Consider the following 18,790-nt stretch of genomic DNA (forward strand, 5'->3'; position numbering starts at 1 on the left):
TGATCATCCCCCGCTCGCCCTCGTGCCGACGCACGCACCAAGGGCAATGTTCTCAGCACAGGGGGTAGGGTCAAAATTGCGCGCCGATTACCCCCAGCAAGGGGTCAAAATTGCATGCCGGTTCACACGTATCTGGGCTTACATCTCGGACAAGGTTGGTGGCGACTCTGCCGAGCTCGTGGCTCTCGGCGGCGAGGCGGATCGGCTTGTGGAGGAGTTCAACGCGGGGCTGCACGCCCACCGACCGAGGCAAGCCATCCTGCAAGCTCTAGCCGACGCTGGGATACTAACGTCCGCGCTGCTAGCCCTTGATCCCATTGCCGCCCGCAATCCCTATTACGCGCACGAGAGGCGCATTATCGATCTACTTAAAGACGCGGTAGGGGCACGTGGCGACGGGACCAACTAGTGACGCAGCGTAACCGGTGGTTACCTCGATTGTGATTGGATCAGCCTTCCATCGGAGGGCCGCCATCTCGCAGGCTTGCGCGCGGAGCCAATCAAGCCCCCGGCGCCCATTGGAAGTGGGCACACTATGCCAGGATCGTGATCACCGAGATCGAGATGGTGAGCATGTGGGCGTGGCCGCTTCGCTCGAGCCGCACGGGGACCGGATGGACATCGACGCTGATGTAAGAGCCCTAGCGAACACCGCGTTGGCCAACCCGGGAAGCTTTTACACCTCCAGCGACATTGGCTCTCTTCTGCTCATCCCAGGCGCGGCGCGAATTGTATTCTTCTACAGGGATTGAGATCCTCTCATGACCCAAAGCGGTCCTGAGCAAGTGCCGCATCGTGGGCGCAAACACGAACGCGGTGCCGAGAAGCGGAGGCTAGGCCTTAAAACTCCGCTTTGCCAGTCGATCTATTCCAATCTTCAGACCGGCCACACCCGCCTTGCGCACGGATTCAACTAATATGCCTGGCTCCAACGCCATATAGAACTCGCGAAATGACACATCCCTCCGGGGCGCCTCTGAGAGCAGCGCGTAAATGGCACAACGACCGGCCCAGGCAACGTATTTGTCGAGAAACTCTTTGTGTGGTTGCAGATGCGCCGGCAGGGGAGGCATCATTTCCTGCAGCATCCCCCAAGCGGCCCCCCCGCATTGCTCCTTCATCTGGTCCGGCAATGAAGTGATATTTTCCGGAACTTTGTTCTTGTCCAGAAGCATTCCGACCGCCAAACGCTCAATTCGATCGGATTCGGCTTTGATGCGATTCTTTCTCGGCGCTTGCATGAGCTTGGATAAGCTATAACCAAACTTCCATCCCAATCTGTACAGCATGGTCCCCCCTCCAGAGCCCTCGTTATCACAACCTGCGATCTTAGCTCGCTTGGTGGCCGCCTCCGGCGCCAAGTCCCAACATCGATCCGAGGCCGCTCAGGGCGAGCAGTAAAACAAATAGTGACGGATAATACTCAGCTAGCTCAAACTGATTTCCATGATGGGCAGCGATTATTCCCAACACCGCGTTCACTGGATCGCCGCCAAGCACAACAAACTTCAGCATCTGGGCGCTTTTTTGTGCGCCATCAAACAGTGAATACACGGCGTCAATGGGATGGGTGACTATCAGGCCCGGATGCTGAAACAAATACCAGGCGCAATATACCGCCGCCATCATCAAAACGGCCAGAGTCCCCCGAAACCTCGCAAGCGGCGTATAGAATAACAGAGACTCTATAGCGACCGCGCTGACCGTGGCCACCGTTGTAACCAAGTAAAACCGACCGGCTGACCACAGGAACTCCGACCACGGAAACGGAAGAGCCTCTCTCTCCACCCAGTATAGGTGCATTTTTTGCATTCCACCGCCGACCAAATAGAAGCTCACCGTCGAGCCGAGGAATATGAACCCACACGCTACACCCAACAACCAGAAGAATGACAGAGGGTCGTCTAGAAAAGCGTCCTTCGCATATCGCTTCACGAAATAAATCGCAACGAATCCCACACCGACAAGCGTCCCCAAAATAAGCAGCGCAGCCAAGGCGAAGCCTAGCCATCCCATTGTTTCATTCGATTGCATTAGCCCCCCTTCGGCGAAGTCGCCCGCGCCCGCCGCTAATGTTGCCAAGTCACCCTTGAAGCTTGGCGGGTATCAGCGAATGCCCACCGTGGCTTCGTCACCATACCTTGTCCGGGGGAAAGTGTGCTCGCTTTAATGCTTCGTAGCCAGTGGGCGCCGCTGTTGGCCGGGTCGTGGAGTGAGCGGGATGCTGGCACCCCGTTGCGAGGTCACTGAGCCGAACGATTATGTCTGCAACTGGCCCTTAGGGGACGGAGACTGCGCTGCCACCAAGTCTTGCAGAGCGTCCGCCGTTGGGTAAGCGGCTCGACGCGCGTGACTTTCTGCTTCCGCAACAGAGCCATGCGATGAGCGCAAATTGGGGGCCAGGGTGACGGCCTATCTGGGTCCCATCCGCCTTTTCATCTTGCCTACATTTACGCTTGCAGGCTCAATTTCTCCGAGAGCCGTGGCAACCCCATTAGAGCGCCAGAGAAAACATCTCGAATACCTGCAACCTACAGCTCACACTCGCGAGCCACAGCAAGCGCAGCACTCTCATCCACGTTGAGATACGTCGTCGTATAGCGCAGAGTCGAATGGCCCAGCAGCTTGGCCACAGCGACGACATCGCGGCTGTGGGCATAGGCATGGCAAGGCATCGTCCTTCGCGTAGAATGTCCTGCAAAACGGCTTGTATCGCGGTATCCGGCCGCGTCAGCCCACGCCTTGACCAGCACTTGAAATGCCCGGGTTGTCATCGGGCGACGGGCTTTCAGGCGTGACGCAAAGAACAACGGCTGATCCGGCGCAATGCTGTGGTGCTTGATATGGACCTCTAGTGCCACCCGCGCGGCTTCAGACACGTTGAAGCGGACAGCGCCCCCCGTCTTCTCCTGCACCTTGCGCACGTCTCGCAACACGTCCCCGTTAGCGTTGGTGACATCGGACACCGTGAGGCTCAACAAATCCCCCGAACGCAGCGCCGACGATATGGCCAGCTCGAAAAGGGCGCGGTCCCTGGTCGACGACAGGACACGAGACTTACGAATTGCCGCCACGTCGTCAGCCGTGAAGGGTGCCTTTTGTCCATAAGCTATGCGGTTTACGCAGGCCATTTGACTTTTCAACTCCCCGACTTTCTCCAATGTCTGAGAATATTGGAAACCGAACTTCGCTTTCAATAATGGAATGCGAAGTTTGGTGGTTTACCGGCTGAAATGGTGAAGGAAATGGAGTCTGATTGAGGGGTGACTCGCCCGGCATAGTTCGAGGCGAATAGATTGAGCGCGACAGGCTACTGCGGGAGCTGGCAACCGAGTTGAACGCCAGAGACGTGAGGGCGCCGCGCGGCGAGGAGTGGAAGGCGGTTTACCTAATTATTTAATTATGCGTTAACCCCTACATAGGAGCGACCCGCCGGGGCGTCCTCCTGATCCAGTGACGGCAGAAACGGGCGACAGAAGACGTCGCCTTCATCGTCCAACTCGACGATGACCGCAGCGATAACGTGGTGGAACTCGGCGCGGATGTCTGCTTCTTGGGGACGTAGTTCGGCAGCGTCACAGCGCCGGTCGTCATGACGATCTTGGAAGGCTCGCAGAACATGGTGGCGATGCTCTCCAGCGAGATACGCGGATGCGGGCAGATACCCACTTCTTGCGTGTGACGTCTGGAAGCCTTCAAGCGGACGAACAGCGCTGTTCGTCAATCGTCGGGCACTCGCTGCGACGCTTCGCTTCCGCTTCCTGTTCAGCCCATTACGCGCCGACAGAGTTCTGGATTGAAGACGTGTTTTCATCCCCGCAAATGGGCGTCGTTTCCTCATTCAGTTTTGGCGAGGGGAAAGGCATCCTGAAAGGCATTGCGGCCGGACGGGGCATCACACCGAGCTACATCACGCCTTCCGTCTGGAAACGCGACATCGGCGTTACCGCTGAAAAACGATCGTCCATTCTCAAAGCGAAACGATTGTTCCCTTTCCAGCAGAAAATGCTCACATCGGAAGGGAAGTGTGAGGCGGCTCTTATCGCTCTCTATGGCCTACTGACATCGGGCGAATTCAACATCGGGTGAGACATCGGTTTTACCCGTTCATTCTCCAATATACTCATCTAGAGCACTATCGGGCGCCTTACCTGACGGTCCCGTAGGAGCGTTATGTAGGGTTATGTGAGGGTATGTCTCTTACGCACTCTAATGGGCGTAGAAAAGAATCAATATACTCACATTGAGGACTCTTTTATTTTGACTCCCATACGCGTGGAATACAGACATAACCTCACATAATCCTACATAACGCAGTGCCTAATTTTTAGGCGATTGAGGCGGGAGGACACTCCAAACGTACGCACTGGGGTTGCGCTGGCGAATTTTCACCAGCTTGCCGAGCACTTCGTCAGTACCCCCTACCTCACCGGCTTCGCGGATGCGGAAGGTGCATCCGACCATCTGGGTCTGTATGAATTTGCCTAGTGAGATGATTTGCGCGTGCTCATTATTTCCTGAGATCGGCAGATCGTAATCCAATTTTCCGAACGGATTTGTGCTGTTCTCGTACATCTCACGCACGGTCATTTTTTGTGTGTCGAATTTTTCAAAAAGATGCTTGGCAAAATCACGGATAACGTCGATGTCTTCGTCGCGATTTCCGAGATAGTTTTGGATGTTGTCTAGGAAGCCATCAATTCCGGCAGCTTCAAAAATGCCTCCCATGACGCGACTCCAGGCGTCAAAAGAGTGCACGTGTTTTTGTACGTTGTGCGGGCGCCCTTTTTGAATCCAGTTGAGCCCCAGGACGTGACACGCCCACAGCAGGTTCGCGCGGTTCTCTTTCAACCAAACCGTGAGATCGTGTTTGAACGTCGACATCGGTCGATCCAGCGTCGGATTAGCGACGTTCGCATCGAGGCGGATCGGTACGTTTCGGCGCATCAATTCGTTCGAAAATTGCAGGTTGTTTCCGGCGAGCACCCACGTCGCAGAGTTTGGCACGGCTGTGATGGTGCTTTCGCCCAGGATGCGATCCTTCCAGACACCGACAGTGAGTGCGGCGGCGAGGTGACCGGAGGCGACCTTGTGATTGATGTTGTCGAGGAAGATCATGTGCGCCCCACCGATGAGGGACGCGGTGATCATCTTCGATCGTTCAGCGGTTCATTTTCTACCACGAGTGCGGTCACCTTCAGATCGGCCGCATCAGACGGGTGAATGGGTCTACAAGTTCGATCCTAACGAAGCCACGCCGATCACGCTTGTGAATCCTAGCTTCGAGCAAGATGCTCCGAATGACGGATCAGCGCTCATTCCTGGTTGGACGCGTTCGCACGATAATCTGATGACTGTCTCCGATAACGAGACGCTCACCGCAGTAGACGGCGGGTATTTCCTCTAAGGACGACCGACTGAGGCCGTCTTGCCGCCGCGCTGAAGGGTGATGAGAGATCCTGAAGCGAACGTACGTCCAGCAACGTATCGTAACGATCTCAACACAGGATTGGCGTCGGTCGCCCTCACACACCTCGCGGTGACCCATGACGCCCCATACGAGGAGCTGAAAGCCCGTGTGTACCACAAGGCGCAAATTCGAGGTCTCTGGCCAAAGTGGAAGGGCTGGGGCGAGTGGCAATTGCTTGCAGGCGATCATCCGGTGTTCACCGGGAGCTTGGAGGAATTGGACGAGCATCTGACTGATCGCCGTATCAACTCCGCCAACGCAGCCTAATCGCAGAAGTCACCTGCTGGCCTCTATGAGCCGTTCCTTACGTGGTCGCCGTCGTGTCTGTCGGAATTACCGACCCATTCGCCGCTCTCAACATGGAACTTGAGTGTTAATAGACCCGATCGGGATTCGATCAGTGCGATTGCAGCCACTAGCCTGAGGAGGTGACAAATCATTTTCGACCTCAGGTGATTCCATGAACCGCATTTTGATTGCAGCCCTTTTCCTCGCGCCACTAACCGCCCAAGCTGACGACCGAACCAAGACTATCTCGATGTCATTCGAACGATGCGTAGCCACCATTCAACTGACTGCGACCAAGCTCGGCATCACTCCGGTCAACATTGTCGAGACGTCAACTCTTCGCATGGTCCGCTTTCCGGTGTCGGATGGCTCGATGCTGGTCACGTGCAGCAAACCGGACGCGAAAATGGTGATCGTTCAGACATCGAACGTCTGCGGGGTCGAGGTGAAGTGCTAGCGTCCCTCCAATTATTTCCAAGCTTCACAAGGGCGACTGACGGTCATGCACAATAGAACCGACGCCGAACGAGCTATCCGTGCACTCGCCTTGGAATGGATGCGCGAGACCGGCTACCAACAGCAACCGGGCCACTATCCAAGCTTCGGCTCTTTCACAACGTGGCTCGAAGGCAACCACTATAGCCACTACTTGAACTTTCGATCGCGTGTCGAAGCTCGATCGGAAGCTGAGGGCTGGTTTGAAAGCGAGATCAGAAGCTACTGGCGGTCGCGTTCGGCTGATTGTTTTTTTGCGCCGACGCCTGACCGCGTGCCGCGTGCCGCGCCCTGAACTCGGTTGCGGGGAGCGCGACTTGATGGGGAAACTGGCGGTCGATGGCAGTTTTGGAGAGTTCGCCTTTTCTCATACAGGCGGTTGCTGCTGGCGGAAACCTGCCAGCACCCATTGGAGGATGGCGCCGACAAACATGAGGGCCAGAACGCTACCTAGGACGGTTGCCCAAACCGCAACCACGTATTCGATCATCTCCTCGAATCGTAGGGACCGATATCGGGGAAGGTCGGAATAGAAATAGAGGGCCGCAGCCAAGATCAGACTGATCAACGCAACGCAGCAGAGTCGCTTTGGCCCCTCGGATAGGGATTGAATCCGCCAAAGGATAAAGCCCGTTACATTTGTCGCTAGGAGCCCGCCGAGCAGGAATAACATGAGAGAAAACAACGCCAGTGACAGTTCGCTTGGCCTCGGCGGCTCACTCTTCAAAATATAGATGATCAGCAAGGCTCCGCCGAGCAAGCCCACCTGTGTCGCTACACGTGCAATAGCGCTCTGGCTGTAAGCACGTAGATCAGTGATGGAAAGCATCCCCGCCCCCGTAATGTTCCCCTAACCCCAGGGAACGCTAACGTCAGCCCCTCAACGTATCAACCTTCGCGATCCACTTCGTCGCATAGCAACTACTGGCCAAAGTTGAAGGTTACGAACCCCGTGCTCATCAACTGAAGATAGATCGCCGCACAAAGTTTCCGGGTTAAGAGGTCTTGGTCTCCAGCTTCCGCTGCTTCGGTGATCTCCGGATACTCGCGGCCAAGTTCGGAAAGAGCTGCGACCTTTGCCTGATTGATGCAGGCGTCCCCTCTCCGTCCGACGTCACCGGCAATACGAAGCAATGCCGAGCTTCCGCGCTCCGTCAGTCGGAAACCACCACATTGGTTCTGTATCTGCCCCAGCATAAAGCCAACCTTGCCATCACCAGTACACGCGTCGGCACGCACATCCGACGGAAGCAGCAGAATGAAAGCAGTGAAGCCGAACAGACCCAACCCAAACAGCGTTTTCACTCGCTGCACCCCTTCCCCGGAGCCGCCTAATCCATACCCCGGGCTGCGCGATAGCCCATTGGGGTGAATTATTGGGGTGAATGGGGTGACAACCCCATTGAAATCATTAGGAAATTGCTGGCGGAGGGGGTGGGATTCGAACCCGCGTTGAGTAATGTTGAGACTTGTTGAGGCCAGTTGGGCCGAGGGGGTGGAATTCGAAACCTCGATAGCTGAGACAGGTCGATCTCAGTTGGGCGAGAGGTTGGGATTTGAACCCATGGTTGAGATCACCTGAGACAGGATGACACGCGTGAAGGAGCCGGAGGGATTCGAACCCTCGGTATGATCTCCGTTGAGATCGCATGAGAATGATTCGGAGCGCAAGGGTTTGGTCTAGAAGGAAAAATCTGCCATTAAATCGATGAAGCTGGACACTGCAGTGAGGGAGCCATGGGAAGTCGAACTGCGCATCCTAACTAATTGATGCAATTGCACGGGCGCCGCGCGACCTCCGCTTTCATACCCATTTTTGTGTCCAATTTTTTCAGCTTCCGCAGCTCAGCTGCCGTCGATGACTTGCGAGGGCCGAAGCAGAAGAATGTTCGCCAGCTCACTCCCGATGCTGTCCCGATATTTTGCCGGTCGCCTGTGAGGAAATCCAACTTAGAATGTCGCTGCGCCACCACCGCCGCACTCTGGGTCCCAATAGTACACCGGGCGGGAAGTGCCCTTTTGAAATCCAGACGTAAAGGGTAGCCCGGCTCACCCCGATCAGACCCTGCACCTGCCCAATCGTCAGCAATCGGTCAGGCGTGCCTTGAACGCTACTCATACTAGCCTTTAAGAGGGGCGCACTTTCACAACCCCCTCCGAGCGGCGCTCCAAAAAGGGTCGTTTTGTAGTCACTTGCCTTGCGGGAAAGTTAGCGGCCTGCAACGCTGCAAGCATGAGGCCTGCTGTTTCTCAACCGAAGTCCCACCGCGACCTTCGAAAACGACCCTTTTTGATAGCATCCATAACGTCGCATCCCGGCGCACCGCCTGGGCAATGAACGGCAGGACGGATCGCTGAATGAGACTGGGCTACGCCCGCGTATCCACCGATGACCAGAATGCGGATCTTCAGGTTGATGCGCTGACAAACTCGGGATGCGTCCGGGTATTCGTCGACCGCGGAGTGTCCGGCGCCAGATACAGTCGGCCGGCTCTCGCGGAAGCACTGCGGTCGCTTGCCCCCGGTGACACACTTGTCACCTGGAAGCTCGACCGGCTGGGGCGAAGCCTGTCTCACCTCATTCAGACGCTGTCGATGCTTGAGAGGCGAGGGATCGCCTTTTGCTCCCTCACGGAGGCAATCGACACTCAATCAGCAACCGGTCGATTACTGTTCCACGTCATGGGCGCTCTGGCGGAGTTCGAACGAGCCCTCATCAGCGAGCGAACCAAGGCTGGATTGGCGGCAGCTCGCCTTCGCGGCCGGCGGGGCGGGCGACCTCACAAGCTTTCGCGCAGCCAGGTCGAGACAGCTCGACAACTGCTTGGTGCCTACCGGTCACTGAGAAGCGTCGCCGAACATTTCTGCGTCTCGCCGCTGACCGTCAAAAGGGCCGTTTCGCATGCGCGATCACTCTCAGTGGAGTGACGGCTTGGGCGAGCTTTGGAGTAGCTAAGGGTAGCTAGGAAATTCGATTAAGTTCCAACCCGACCTCGCTGCACTCTGCGCCCAGCAACTGAAGCCGAGGTGAAGATGAGTGCAAGGTCGAAGGCGGTGATCGCGGCGCGGCTGAATGTGAGGCGTGGTCTCGATGAGAACGAGGCCGCCGTGTATCTCTCATTTTCGCCGGCCTTCTTTCGCAAGTTGGTGGAAGCGGGCGTGATGCCGAGGCCACGCGTGGCTGGAGCACGCCGCATCTGGGATGTCGAAGAACTGGATCTCGCATTCAAGTGCCTCCCGCGTGAAGAGGGCGAGCAGGGATCGGGACTGGCTGAACGAAAGCTCGACAGCTGGGAGGATTTTAAATGAGCGACAAGAAGCTCAAATACATCGAGCGCTTCGTCGACCGTCACGGTCGCGTTCGCTACTACTTTCGCCATGGAAGGGGTGAGCGCACACCTTTGCCAAGCGCGCCGGAGTCTCAGGCCTTCAAGGCGGCGTATGCCGCAGCACTCAAGAGGGTCGCTGTTAAAGCTGAGAAGAAGGTTCGCGGCGCTCCGGGCACCTTCGATCGTCTGGTCCAGGAATATTTCGAGAGCCCGGACTATCTTCGCCTCGCCATGCAGACGCAGATGACCTACGCGAGCGTGATCGAGCGCTTCCTCATCGAGGAGAATGTCGGGCACCGCCTTGTGCGCGAGATGACGCGTAAGCACGTCCAGAAGATCATCGCCAAGCGCGCAGCCACACCCGGCGCGGCCAACCAGCTCCTGAAGAAGCTGAAGGTCCTGCTCCACTTCGCCATCGACAACGGTTGGCGCACCGACGACCCGACCATCCGCATCAAGAAATTCGCCGAAGGCGAGTTCCACACGTGGACCGACGGGGAGATCGAGCGGTTTGAAGCGACTTGGCGTATTGGATCCCGCGAGCGCTTGGCGTTCGCGCTGTTCCTCTACTCGGGACAGCGTACGTCGGACGTCGCCAAGATGTCGTGGGCTGACGTGAGCGAGGACGGCATCTGGGTCGTGCAACGCAAGACCAAAGCCAAGTTGCTGGTCCCGTTCCACCCGGAACTCTATGCCATTCTATCGGCATCGCGTCGTCGCGAGGGCGCGATCCTGCAGACGGCCTTTGGCAAGCCTTTCAGCTCTAAGGGGTTGAGCAATTTCATGGGCGTGCGCATCGGCAAAGCCGGCTTGCCCGAGCGGTGCGTTACGCACGGGCTACGAAAGGCAGCAGCACGCCGGCTCGCAGAGGCCGGATGCTCAGCAAACGAGATCGCCGCCATCACCGGCCATGCGAGCCTCGAGGAAGTTGCGCGCTACACAAAGGCGGCTGAGCAGAAGAAGCTGGCGCGTTCGGCCATGGACAGGCTGGCGCGTGAAAGGCCTGCCGTTCCAGGGGTGGGAGTCCAGCCCGAAGGTTTGGGAATGGGCGGTGGCGGGTTTGGGAAAATGAGCCCAAATACCCCCTACAATGTCAATGACTTACAGATTGGATGGCGCCCCGTAGGGGACTCGAACCCCTGTTCCCAACGTGAGAGGCTGGTGTCCTAGGCCACTAGACGAACGGGACAGCGCTGGAAGCGCTCGTATATGGGCAGAGGCCCCTATCAATCAAGCCATTTCTTCGGCCTGCGGCGTCACGGGGCAGCAAAGTGCTCGAAAGTGCTAGTTTGTGGGGGCCGCGCGCTCTATCCCCACGCGCGCCAGCGGCTTTCCGTTCTTGAGATCGAGCACGGCGATGCCTTCGCGGCCCGCGGCGATGTAGTGCACGGCGAGGCGATCGCCCGACAGGGAGATCGAGCGCACGTCGGCGCCGGCGGGGAGTTGCATAGTCTGCTCGGTGCTCAGCGCTTCGACCGCCACGACGGGCGGTTGCACCGGCTGGCGCGACGCGAGATAGATGATGCGGCCGATAATAACGGCGAGCCCGGCGAAGAGCAGGACGCCCAGCGCGATCACGATGATCTTGAGATTGCGCTGCAGGCGCAGCTCATCCGCGGACGGTGCCTCTGCCTCAACTCTTTCCTGCATCAATCCCTCCCTCATCGCGGAGGCCAACGGATACCCATTGCGCCCCATGAGCGATCGTCTCGAAGAACACCACGCGGGCCTCGTCGAGCTCCAGGTGGGTGAAGCGGAAGCCGGCAGCCGCCTCGATAAACTGCTCGCCCAGCGCGTCACGACATTGAGCCGCGCGCGGATTCAGGCGCTGATCCGGTCTGGCAACGTGACCGGCCCGGGCGGGGGGACCATAGGAGACGGCTCCTACAGGGTCAAACCGGGGGAGACGTTCACCATCAACGTCCCCGAAGCTGAGCCGGCCGAGCCCGAAGGCGAGGATATTGCGCTCGATGTCGTCTACGAGGACGGCGACGTGATCGTGATCAACAAGCCGGCGCATCTGGTGGTGCACCCCGCCGCCGGCCACAGCAGCGGCACCTTGGTGAACGCGCTGATCGCGCATTGTGGCTCCAGCCTGTCGGGCATTGGCGGCGTGAAGCGGCCCGGCATCGTCCATAGGCTGGACAAGGGTACGTCGGGGCTGCTCGTCGTTGCCAAGAACGATGCTGCGCACAAGGCGCTGAGCGAGCAGTTCGCCGCGCACGGCGCCGACGAAAAGATGCATCGCGCGTACCTGGCGCTGGTGTGGGGGAAACCGTTGCGCCCGCGCGGCGTTATCTCGGCACGGCTCGACCGGAGCCGTTCCAACCGCACCAAGATCGCGGTGGTGACGGGCGAGAGCGGGCGGCACGCGGTGACGCATTACGAAGTGCTGGAGACGTTCGATACTCCGGCGGGTGAAGTGTCACTGCTCCGCCTGGAACTTGAAACGGGGCGCACGCATCAGATTCGCGTGCATCTTGCACACATCGGGCATCCGGTGCTCGGCGATGCGACGTACGGCAGCGGATTCAAGGCCAAGACGACGAAGTTGAGCGAAGAGGCGGTTGCAGCTCTAGATGCGCTGCATCGGCAAGCGTTGCACGCCGCGGAGCTCGGGTTCGAGCACCCAAGAACGAAGAAGCCGTTGGCGTTCGAGGCGCCGTTGCCCAACGATATGAAGGCGCTACTTGAAGCGCTCTCATCCGATTAGCGGCAAATCGTGCCGGCCGGCAAAAGCTCACGTTAGCGTCTGGCGGGGTTTGTATGTCCCCGCCAAAAGGCGCGTTAGCAGATGAGCCGCTATTCTCGGGGCCGTGCTCCGGGCAGAATGGCAAATGCGTCCGAAAGGTCACGATAACGCGAGCAGCTGTGTCCACATTACTGGACTGCAACTGCGACATAGGTCGAATGCAACAATGTAGCCTTTGACCGCGTATAAGCAGACAGAGGCCCAGAGGCAACTATCGACGGAAATCTGGGTAGCAGGACGTTTGGGTTTCAAGGGGCACGCAACAATATATGTGCCCTGCGCATATGTGCCCTGCGTGGCCATGCCGCGTAGTTACGAGGGACCGCCCACGGCACTGGGGCGGACAGGTGATGAATATGGCGACCACTTCGAAGCTTCCGACGATCGCACAAGGCTCGCTGGGTCTTTCCCGGTATCTCGAAGAGATCCGCAAGTTCCCCATGCTCGAGCCGGGCGAGGAATTCATGCTGGCCAAGCGCTGGCAGGAGCACGCCGACCAGGACGCGGCTGAAAAGCTCGTGACGTCGCATCTGCGACTGGTCGCGCGCATCGCCATGGGCTACCGCGGCTACGGCCTGCCGATCGGCGAGGTCATCTCCGAGGGCAACGTCGGCCTGATGCAGGCGGTAAAGCGGTTCGATCCGGACAAGGGCTTCCGCCTCGCAACGTACGCGATGTGGTGGATCCGCGCGTCGATCCAGGAATACATCCTGCGCTCGTGGAGCCTCGTGAAGATGGGCACCACGGCCGCACAGAAAAAGCTGTTCTTCAACCTGCGGCGCGCCAAGAGCCAGCTGCAGGCGCTGGACGAGGGCGATCTTCGCCCCGACCAAGTGAAGACGATCGCGCACAAGTTCGGTGTGAGCGAAGCCGACGTGGTGTCGATGAACCGGCGCCTTGGCGGTGACGCGTCGCTCAACGCGCCCGTGCGCAACGACATGGAAGCGGGCGAGTGGCAGGACTGGCTTGCCGACGATCAGCCGACGCAAGAGGAAGTGCTTGGCGAGGAGCAGGAACTCGATCAGCGCAAGAGCTACCTGACGAGTGCACTGTCGACGCTCAACGACCGCGAGCGGCGTATCTTCGAAGCGCGGCGTCTCACTGAGCAGCCGGCGACGCTGGAAGATCTGTCGACCGAGTTCGGCGTTTCGCGCGAGCGCATCCGGCAGATCGAGGTGCGCGCGTTCGAGAAGGTGCAGAAGGCGGTGCAGTCCGCGGCTATGGCGGACGAGACCGAGCGCCAGCAGCACATCAGCTAATGCTAAGCGGCGGCGCCGTTATTGCGGCGCCGTCACCTTCAGGTCGCTGACCGTCCAGGTATCACCCTTTTTCGTGTCGGCTGAGGCCGCCAGCATTCCAATGTAGCTGGCGCCGACCGGCGGATCGCCGTGGAAGCTTGCCGCTGGCTTGCCGTTGATGGCGATCTCGGCCTGAGGCCCTTTGATCGTCACGCGCAGGGTGTTGCGCTCCTTCGAGCCGGTATTGACGGCAGCGACCTTCGTCCACGCGACAGGCCGCTTGGCGACGACCTTGCCATCGACAATGCGTGCGACGGTGAAATAGCCGTTGGGGGCGACGACCGCCTGGTAGTAGTTGCGGCTGTCCTGCACCCAGAACAGCAGCCCGGCGTAGCTCGCTGTCGGGTTTATAGTGTTGTTGGCGGGCCGGACGGTCAGACAAGCATCCATATCGGAGAAGACGAAAGCGCGGTTCCACCGAAGCGCGGATGTGCCGGGGTTGGGGTCGAACTCGGCCTCGCCGCCGGAGATCTTAACCTCGCCGTCCTTCGTCCCCCACATCGGATCGTGATCGGTGAACTTGTCCTCGAACAGCAGCCGCCCGGTGCCGCAATTGTTTTCCGCGGCGGCGGGAACGGCGCCGGTGGTTTGCACTTCCGCTGCGGACGACGGCGCGGCTGTCGCTGCAGCCGCTGCGGGAGGCGAGCCCAGCTTGAAGTCGGTGAAGCGCCAGGTGTCGACGGCGGCGGGTGCCGACGATGCGATTAGGCCGATGTGGCTCGCGCCCTCGGGCGCTTGACCGCGGAAGCGTGCAACCTCGGCGTCGTTGATGCGCACGGCGACATTCGCGCCCTCAATCGTGACGCGCAGAATATTGGTCGCGTCGGCGCCGGTCTTAATGGCGCTGTTCGGCGTCCAGTGGACGAGCGGCGCACCAAGAATGCGACCGCCCACTTTACGCGCCACCGTCACCATGCCGTTGCGCGAGATGACTGCCTGATAGAAGTTGTCCTTGTCGACGCCCCAAAACAGCAGGCCGGCGTAACCGCGAGAGGCGTCGGCGGTGGTGTCTGGCATTTGGATGGTGACGCAGACGTCGGCGTCAGTCAGTGACTTGCCGGCGTTCCAGCGAGCCGTCTGCGTGCCGACCTCGGGTGCAAGGATCGCTGCGTTGTTCTCGATGCGGAACTGCGCGTCGGCGTCGCCCCAGCCCGCTTCGCCGGTCTGGAAGGTTTCGGGCGCCGCTGCCGGATCACATGCCCAGACGGGTGTCGCCAAAAGACAGGCAGCCAGGGCAAATGGGGCAAAGCGCATCGTGAAACCTCGCAGGTGATTCGAGTTGATGAAAGTATGCCGTAGAAAAAGGCGAGAATGACGCCTTATGGCCCGTTTTTGGCCTCGCACCGCAAGTGCTCCGCGCATGCAACATTAATTTGCTGCGGTGCACCCCTCGGATATTGGGCCGAATCACATACTCTTATGCGTGAGGGGGCCGATCCTCTCGCGACTCCCGCTTGGAGCCGTATCGAGTGCGCGTCGGAGAAGGAGGGGCCTACGCCCTTGTTATCTCTGAGCCAGAACTGTCGAAAGACAGGCAGCATTTGCCGGATGGATGCGCGGCGGGCATGGATGGGGCCGCCCCAGGGAGCATCTGTCAGTTCTGATTGTCGGCCTCTGCCGAGCCCTATCCGCTACCGCCGCATTCCTCCGCAATCACCGATGATCGCCGTTCGGCTACCGCGCCCTTCCTGGCCGGTGCGTCGACGCATGGCGTCTATCGGCCGTTTGTTTTCCGATTGCTGCTCGAGGCTACGGCACTTACTGGAAGATGGAGTGGACAATGCTGAAGCGCCTTCACTCTTCGAAGGTCCCACACACCGTATCTTCTCCTGCGCGTGTCGTTCGTTCGCTTCGGCTTGAATTGGAATGGTATCGGATACTGCTCTGGCGCCACAGACAAATGCGTCCTCCAAGTATGACTTGACGGGGGCTTAGCCGGGAGGGCGTGCGAACCCAATCCCGGCCACAAGATAAAAGGCCGGTCCTGCGGGACCGGCCTTTGTTGTTTTTGGTGACACGAGTGGAGAGATGCGTTTCTTACGGAGGGCTGCTCGCAAGTTGAGAGCCGGCGCTTGCGCCGGGCGCCCTTGGCGCCTTGCCGCTGCGCGGCGGCGTCTGAGTTTGGTGACACGAGTGGAGAGGTGCGCTTCTTACGGAGGGCTGCTCGCAAGTTGAGAGCCGGCGCTCGCGCCGGGCGCCCTTGGCGCCTTGCCGCTGCGCGGCGGAGTGCGGAGCGCAATCGTTTGCCTCCGCTCTACGTCATCCCGGCGAAGGCCGAACTAGAGCGGGAGCTGGGCGACCTGGTTGGTGAAGTAGTTCTCGATCGCGTCCTGGATGGAGTTGGCGACCTTGTTGCGCCAGCTGTCGGACATCAGGTTCGCCGCGTCCTTCTTGTTGGTGACGTAGGCAAGCTCGATCAGCACTGACGGGAACTGCGCAGTTTTCAGCACGCGAAAACCGGCCTGCTGGTCGGGCTTAGCGCGCATCGCCGTGCTGGCGCCCATCGTTTCGATCACCGTCTTGGCGAACACGTTGGTGCGGTCGTGAGTTGCATCGACTTCACGCGCGGCGAGGTCGGTGAGAATGTCTTTGACGAGGCTGGTATCGCCACTGCTTCCGGAGTCGACCTTTTCGACCTTATCGACCTCCGACTTCGACAGCACGTTGCGGCGCGTCGAGCGACGCAGGCTGTCGGCAGTGGAGTCGCGCAGCGAATAGATCGTGGCACCACTCGCCGTGCTGCCGGTGTCAGCGTAGTCGCAGTGGACGGCGATGAAGAGGCTCGCCTTGTTCTTCTCGCCAAACTCGACGCGATCGCCGAGGGGAATGAACACGTCCTCGTTGCGCGTGAGCAGAACGCGGTAGCGGCCCGTTTCCTCAAGCTTCTTGGCGAGGATCTTGCTGAACGCGAGCGTGATGTCCTTCTCGACAGCACCGTTCTTCATGGCGCCGGAGTCGTGGCCGCCGTGACCGGGGTCGATCACGATGACGGGCTTGAAGGCGCGCTGCGCCAGAACGTCGGGCGGTGTTGCCGGACGCGGGAGCGGCGGCTGAATGGTTGCAGCACCCAGCGAATAGGTCGGCGGCGCGATCGTCGACTTGGGCTTCTGCACGCTAGCCGTCATCGCGACGAAGGGTGAGATCTCGACGACGAGATGCTGACTGCGTCCGTCCTTAGCCTTCTCGATACGGGCGCCCTGCACGATCACCGGCTCGGTGACGTGGATGATGATGCGTGAGCGGTCGCTCCCGGCGAGTCCAGCCTGGAACGACTTGATGAGGCCCACCGGCGCGTTGACCGGCTGCTCAGGCAAACGCAGCTTAGTCTCGGCTACCTGGACGACGACGCGGTTGGGGTTGGAAAGCGAGAAGACCTCGAACTCTGCCTTCTTCGGCAGGCCGATGACGAAGCGCGTGCGCGGCAGCGGCGCCGGAGCCGACGTCGAGGCGGTCTTGCTGGGTGAACCGCTGAAGAGGGTCTCTGCTGCGTCGAACAGGCTTTGTGCCTGCAGCGGTGAGGTCGCGCAGAGTAAGGTAAACGCAATCAATATCCCGCGGCTGATGCGCCACGGATTGCCGTGAACCATGACGTCTGACCCCCGTCGTACGCGGAACAAATTTCAAGTGGCAAGGACAGTCAGGGTTGCCTGAGATGATGGCGTTTTGCAGTCCGCCTTCAGGCATTGTTAGGGTTATCGCGCATCAACCCTTAAAAATTCACTAACGCGTTGATGATGCAATTAAAGGTTCGGACTTTCGTCAGCGCCAGCGATCGGCTGCGTCGTCGTCTTCGGCGCGAGCTTCGACCCACGTGCTCGAGCCGTCGGCGCCGGTTTCTTTTTTCCAGAATGGCGCCCGCGTCTTGAGGTAGTCCATGAGGAAGCTGGCGGCCTCGAAAGCGGCCTGGCGATGCGCGGATGCTGCGATCACCAGCACGATATTGTCGCCGGCTTTGAGCTCGCCGACGCGATGCAGCATCAGCACCGCCTGCAGCGGCCAGCGTTGCATCGCCTCCTGCTCGATGCGGGCCATCTCGGCCTCCGTCATCTCGGGATAGTGCTCGAGGGTCAGCGTGGAGACTTCGCGCCCGTCGTCATCGCCGCGCACCTTGCCGGTGAAAGTGACGATCGCGCCGACATCGCGTCGCCCGCCGATCAGCTTTTCAGTTTCAGCTGAGAGATCGAAATCCTCGGTCTGGACGCGCACCGACATGGCGATCAGCCCCCGGTTACGGGTGGGAAGAAGGCGATCTCACGCGCGGCGCCGATGGCCGCGGAAGGCTTCACGTGCACCTTGTCGAGGGCAGCGCGGACGACCTGCGGGCGCGCGAACGCCTCGTCGTAACCCTCCCCGCGCTGCTTCAGCCAGGCGACCAGCGCCTCCACTGTGGCAACGTCGGGCGGCAGATCGACGTCCTCGGTGGCGAGGCCGATTTTCTCGCGCACCCAGGCGAAATACAGGAGCCGCACGCGGCGGGTCGCGTCTGCGCTCATCAGAGCCTCATCAAATGCGGAGCCCTAATGCTCCATGGCGTGGACGACGCCGGCTTTCAGATAGTCATAGCCGGTCCACAATGTGAGCAGGGCGGCGATCCAGAGGATCACGATGCCGCCGGTCATGATGCCGGGGACGATCTTCTCGGCCGCCGGGCCAGCGAGCAGAACCGCAAGCGCGATCATCTGCATCGTGGTCTTCCACTTGGCGAGCTGGGTGACGTGGATCCTGACGTTCAGCTCAGCCAGGAACTCGCGCAGCCCCGAGACCAGAATCTCGCGACAGAGGATGATGACGGCCGCCCAGATCGACCAGCCGCCGATGGTGTTGTCGTGAACGAGCATCATCAGGACGGCGCCGACGAGAAGCTTGTCGGCGATGGGGTCGAGCATGCGCCCGAGGGTCGACTGCTGCTCCCATATGCGGGCGAGGTAACCATCGAGCCAATCGGTCACGCTGGCGAACACGAACAGCGAAAAAGCCGACCAGCGGGCGACGTCTCCCTTGAGGAAGAACAGGCAGGCGACGAGAGCGGGTACTGCCGCAATGCGAACGTACGTCAGCACGTTCGGCAAGCTCATCATCATTGCGCGCGAATTGGCAACTTGGTCCATCGGCCCTTGGTACAGCATTCGGCTGACGGTCCGTCAATGGCCCGTCGCGC

At 59.7% G+C, this 18,790-nt stretch carries 20 protein-coding genes and 1 tRNA gene; 7 read left to right on the forward strand and 14 right to left on the reverse strand.

What is annotated here, in order from left to right; translation table 11 throughout:
* Nucleotides 1–409: hypothetical protein (locus NDB2M4_RS20355; RefSeq protein ID WP_210186539.1), on the forward strand; the 409-nt coding region annotated here is incomplete at its 5' end.
* Between the two features lie 424 nt (nt 410–833).
* On the opposite strand, the gene NDB2M4_RS11660 is transcribed toward NDB2M4_RS20355, so the two are convergent.
* From NDB2M4_RS11660 to NDB2M4_RS11670, 3 genes are all read right to left on the reverse strand, one after another.
* Nucleotides 834–1,289, reverse strand: a complete 456-nt coding sequence (locus tag NDB2M4_RS11660) for a hypothetical protein (protein WP_139247223.1) — start codon at nt 1,287–1,289, stop codon at nt 834–836.
* Between the two features lie 40 nt (nt 1,290–1,329).
* Nucleotides 1,330–2,034 carry a hypothetical protein gene (locus tag NDB2M4_RS11665; RefSeq protein WP_139247224.1) on the reverse strand — a complete coding sequence of 235 codons (705 nt, stop codon included), beginning with the start codon at nt 2,032–2,034 and terminating at the stop codon, nt 1,330–1,332.
* Between the two features lie 497 nt (nt 2,035–2,531).
* Entirely contained in the window at nt 2,532–3,197 is a 666-nt protein-coding gene (locus NDB2M4_RS11670; protein ID WP_072375124.1) for a tyrosine-type recombinase/integrase, read from the reverse strand.
* Nucleotides 3,198–3,651: 454 nt separating this feature from the next.
* On the opposite strand from NDB2M4_RS11670, the gene NDB2M4_RS19980 reads away from it, so the two are divergent.
* Nucleotides 3,652–4,089, forward strand: a complete 438-nt coding sequence (locus tag NDB2M4_RS19980; protein ID WP_139247225.1) for a RuvC family protein — start codon at nt 3,652–3,654, stop codon at nt 4,087–4,089.
* A gap of 231 nt (nt 4,090–4,320) precedes the next feature.
* On the opposite strand, the gene NDB2M4_RS11680 is transcribed toward NDB2M4_RS19980, so the two are convergent.
* Nucleotides 4,321–5,151: a hypothetical protein gene (locus NDB2M4_RS11680; RefSeq protein ID WP_072375129.1), complete on the reverse strand. Its 831-nt coding sequence runs from the start codon at nt 5,149–5,151 to the stop codon at nt 4,321–4,323.
* 298 nt (nt 5,152–5,449) lie between these two features.
* Here NDB2M4_RS11680 and NDB2M4_RS11690 point away from each other — a divergent pair, with 298 nt between their 5' ends.
* Together NDB2M4_RS11690 and NDB2M4_RS11695 are read left to right on the forward strand one after the other, a co-directional pair.
* The gene (locus tag NDB2M4_RS11690) at nt 5,450–5,737 is read left to right on the forward strand and encodes a hypothetical protein (protein WP_139247226.1); all 288 of its coding nucleotides are present in this window, start codon (nt 5,450–5,452) and stop codon (nt 5,735–5,737) included.
* A 271-nt stretch (nt 5,738–6,008) separates the two neighbouring features.
* Complete coding sequence (locus NDB2M4_RS11695) at nt 6,009–6,215, forward strand: hypothetical protein (RefSeq protein WP_139247227.1); 207 nt, start codon at nt 6,009–6,011, stop codon at nt 6,213–6,215.
* 405 nt (nt 6,216–6,620) lie between these two features.
* Here the strand turns inward: NDB2M4_RS11695 and NDB2M4_RS11705 are convergent, their stop codons facing one another.
* Together NDB2M4_RS11705 and NDB2M4_RS11710 are read right to left on the reverse strand one after the other, a co-directional pair.
* Nucleotides 6,621–7,082, reverse strand: coding sequence for a hypothetical protein (locus NDB2M4_RS11705; RefSeq protein WP_139247228.1), 462 nt, complete (start codon nt 7,080–7,082; stop codon nt 6,621–6,623).
* Nucleotides 7,083–7,174: 92 nt separating this feature from the next.
* Entirely contained in the window at nt 7,175–7,558 is a 384-nt protein-coding gene (locus tag NDB2M4_RS11710) for a hypothetical protein (RefSeq protein WP_072375145.1), read from the reverse strand.
* A 1,053-nt stretch (nt 7,559–8,611) separates the two neighbouring features.
* Here NDB2M4_RS11710 and NDB2M4_RS11720 point away from each other — a divergent pair.
* Nucleotides 8,612–9,181, forward strand: coding sequence for a recombinase family protein (locus tag NDB2M4_RS11720; protein ID WP_072375151.1), 570 nt, complete (start codon nt 8,612–8,614; stop codon nt 9,179–9,181).
* Between the two features lie 47 nt (nt 9,182–9,228).
* On the opposite strand, the gene NDB2M4_RS20490 is transcribed toward NDB2M4_RS11720, so the two are convergent.
* The 3 genes from NDB2M4_RS20490 to NDB2M4_RS11745 form a co-directional block, all read right to left on the reverse strand.
* Nucleotides 9,229–10,263 (reverse strand): hypothetical protein, encoded by a 1,035-nt coding sequence (locus NDB2M4_RS20490; protein WP_244536153.1) that lies wholly within the window; start codon nt 10,261–10,263, stop codon nt 9,229–9,231.
* Between the two features lie 432 nt (nt 10,264–10,695).
* Nucleotides 10,696–10,771 (reverse strand) — tRNA-Glu (locus NDB2M4_RS11740).
* A gap of 95 nt (nt 10,772–10,866) precedes the next feature.
* Nucleotides 10,867–11,232 carry a DUF6476 family protein gene (locus tag NDB2M4_RS11745; RefSeq protein WP_072375157.1) on the reverse strand — a complete coding sequence of 122 codons (366 nt, stop codon included), beginning with the start codon at nt 11,230–11,232 and terminating at the stop codon, nt 10,867–10,869.
* Between the two features lie 46 nt (nt 11,233–11,278).
* Here NDB2M4_RS11745 and NDB2M4_RS11750 point away from each other — a divergent pair, with 46 nt between their 5' ends.
* Nucleotides 11,279–12,295: an RluA family pseudouridine synthase gene (locus NDB2M4_RS11750; protein WP_072375160.1), complete on the forward strand. Its 1,017-nt coding sequence runs from the start codon at nt 11,279–11,281 to the stop codon at nt 12,293–12,295.
* Between the two features lie 395 nt (nt 12,296–12,690).
* Nucleotides 12,691–13,593 carry an RNA polymerase sigma factor RpoH gene (gene rpoH, locus NDB2M4_RS11755; RefSeq protein ID WP_072375504.1) on the forward strand — a complete coding sequence of 301 codons (903 nt, stop codon included), beginning with the start codon at nt 12,691–12,693 and terminating at the stop codon, nt 13,591–13,593.
* 18 nt (nt 13,594–13,611) lie between these two features.
* Here the strand turns inward: rpoH and NDB2M4_RS11760 are convergent, their stop codons facing one another.
* From NDB2M4_RS11760 to pgsA, 5 genes are all read right to left on the reverse strand, one after another.
* Nucleotides 13,612–14,886 (reverse strand): hypothetical protein, encoded by a 1,275-nt coding sequence (locus NDB2M4_RS11760; RefSeq protein ID WP_072375163.1) that lies wholly within the window; start codon nt 14,884–14,886, stop codon nt 13,612–13,614.
* Nucleotides 14,887–15,911: 1,025 nt separating this feature from the next.
* Entirely contained in the window at nt 15,912–17,219 is a 1,308-nt protein-coding gene (locus NDB2M4_RS11765) for an N-acetylmuramoyl-L-alanine amidase (RefSeq protein ID WP_083556222.1), read from the reverse strand.
* Nucleotides 17,220–17,391: 172 nt separating this feature from the next.
* On the reverse strand, nt 17,392–17,844 hold the full coding sequence (gene moaE / locus NDB2M4_RS11770) for a molybdopterin synthase catalytic subunit MoaE (protein ID WP_072375166.1): 453 nt from the start codon (nt 17,842–17,844) through the stop codon (nt 17,392–17,394).
* 5 nt (nt 17,845–17,849) lie between these two features.
* Complete coding sequence (gene moaD, locus NDB2M4_RS11775; protein WP_072375509.1) at nt 17,850–18,101, reverse strand: molybdopterin converting factor subunit 1; 252 nt, start codon at nt 18,099–18,101, stop codon at nt 17,850–17,852.
* 48 nt (nt 18,102–18,149) lie between these two features.
* Nucleotides 18,150–18,740: a CDP-diacylglycerol--glycerol-3-phosphate 3-phosphatidyltransferase gene (gene pgsA / locus NDB2M4_RS11780; protein WP_083556224.1), complete on the reverse strand. Its 591-nt coding sequence runs from the start codon at nt 18,738–18,740 to the stop codon at nt 18,150–18,152.
* Between the last annotated feature and the right edge of the window lie 50 nt (nt 18,741–18,790).

This window comes from Hyphomicrobium sp. NDB2Meth4, assembly GCF_900117445.1.
In the GTDB taxonomy this organism is placed as follows: domain Bacteria; phylum Pseudomonadota; class Alphaproteobacteria; order Rhizobiales; family Hyphomicrobiaceae; genus Hyphomicrobium_A.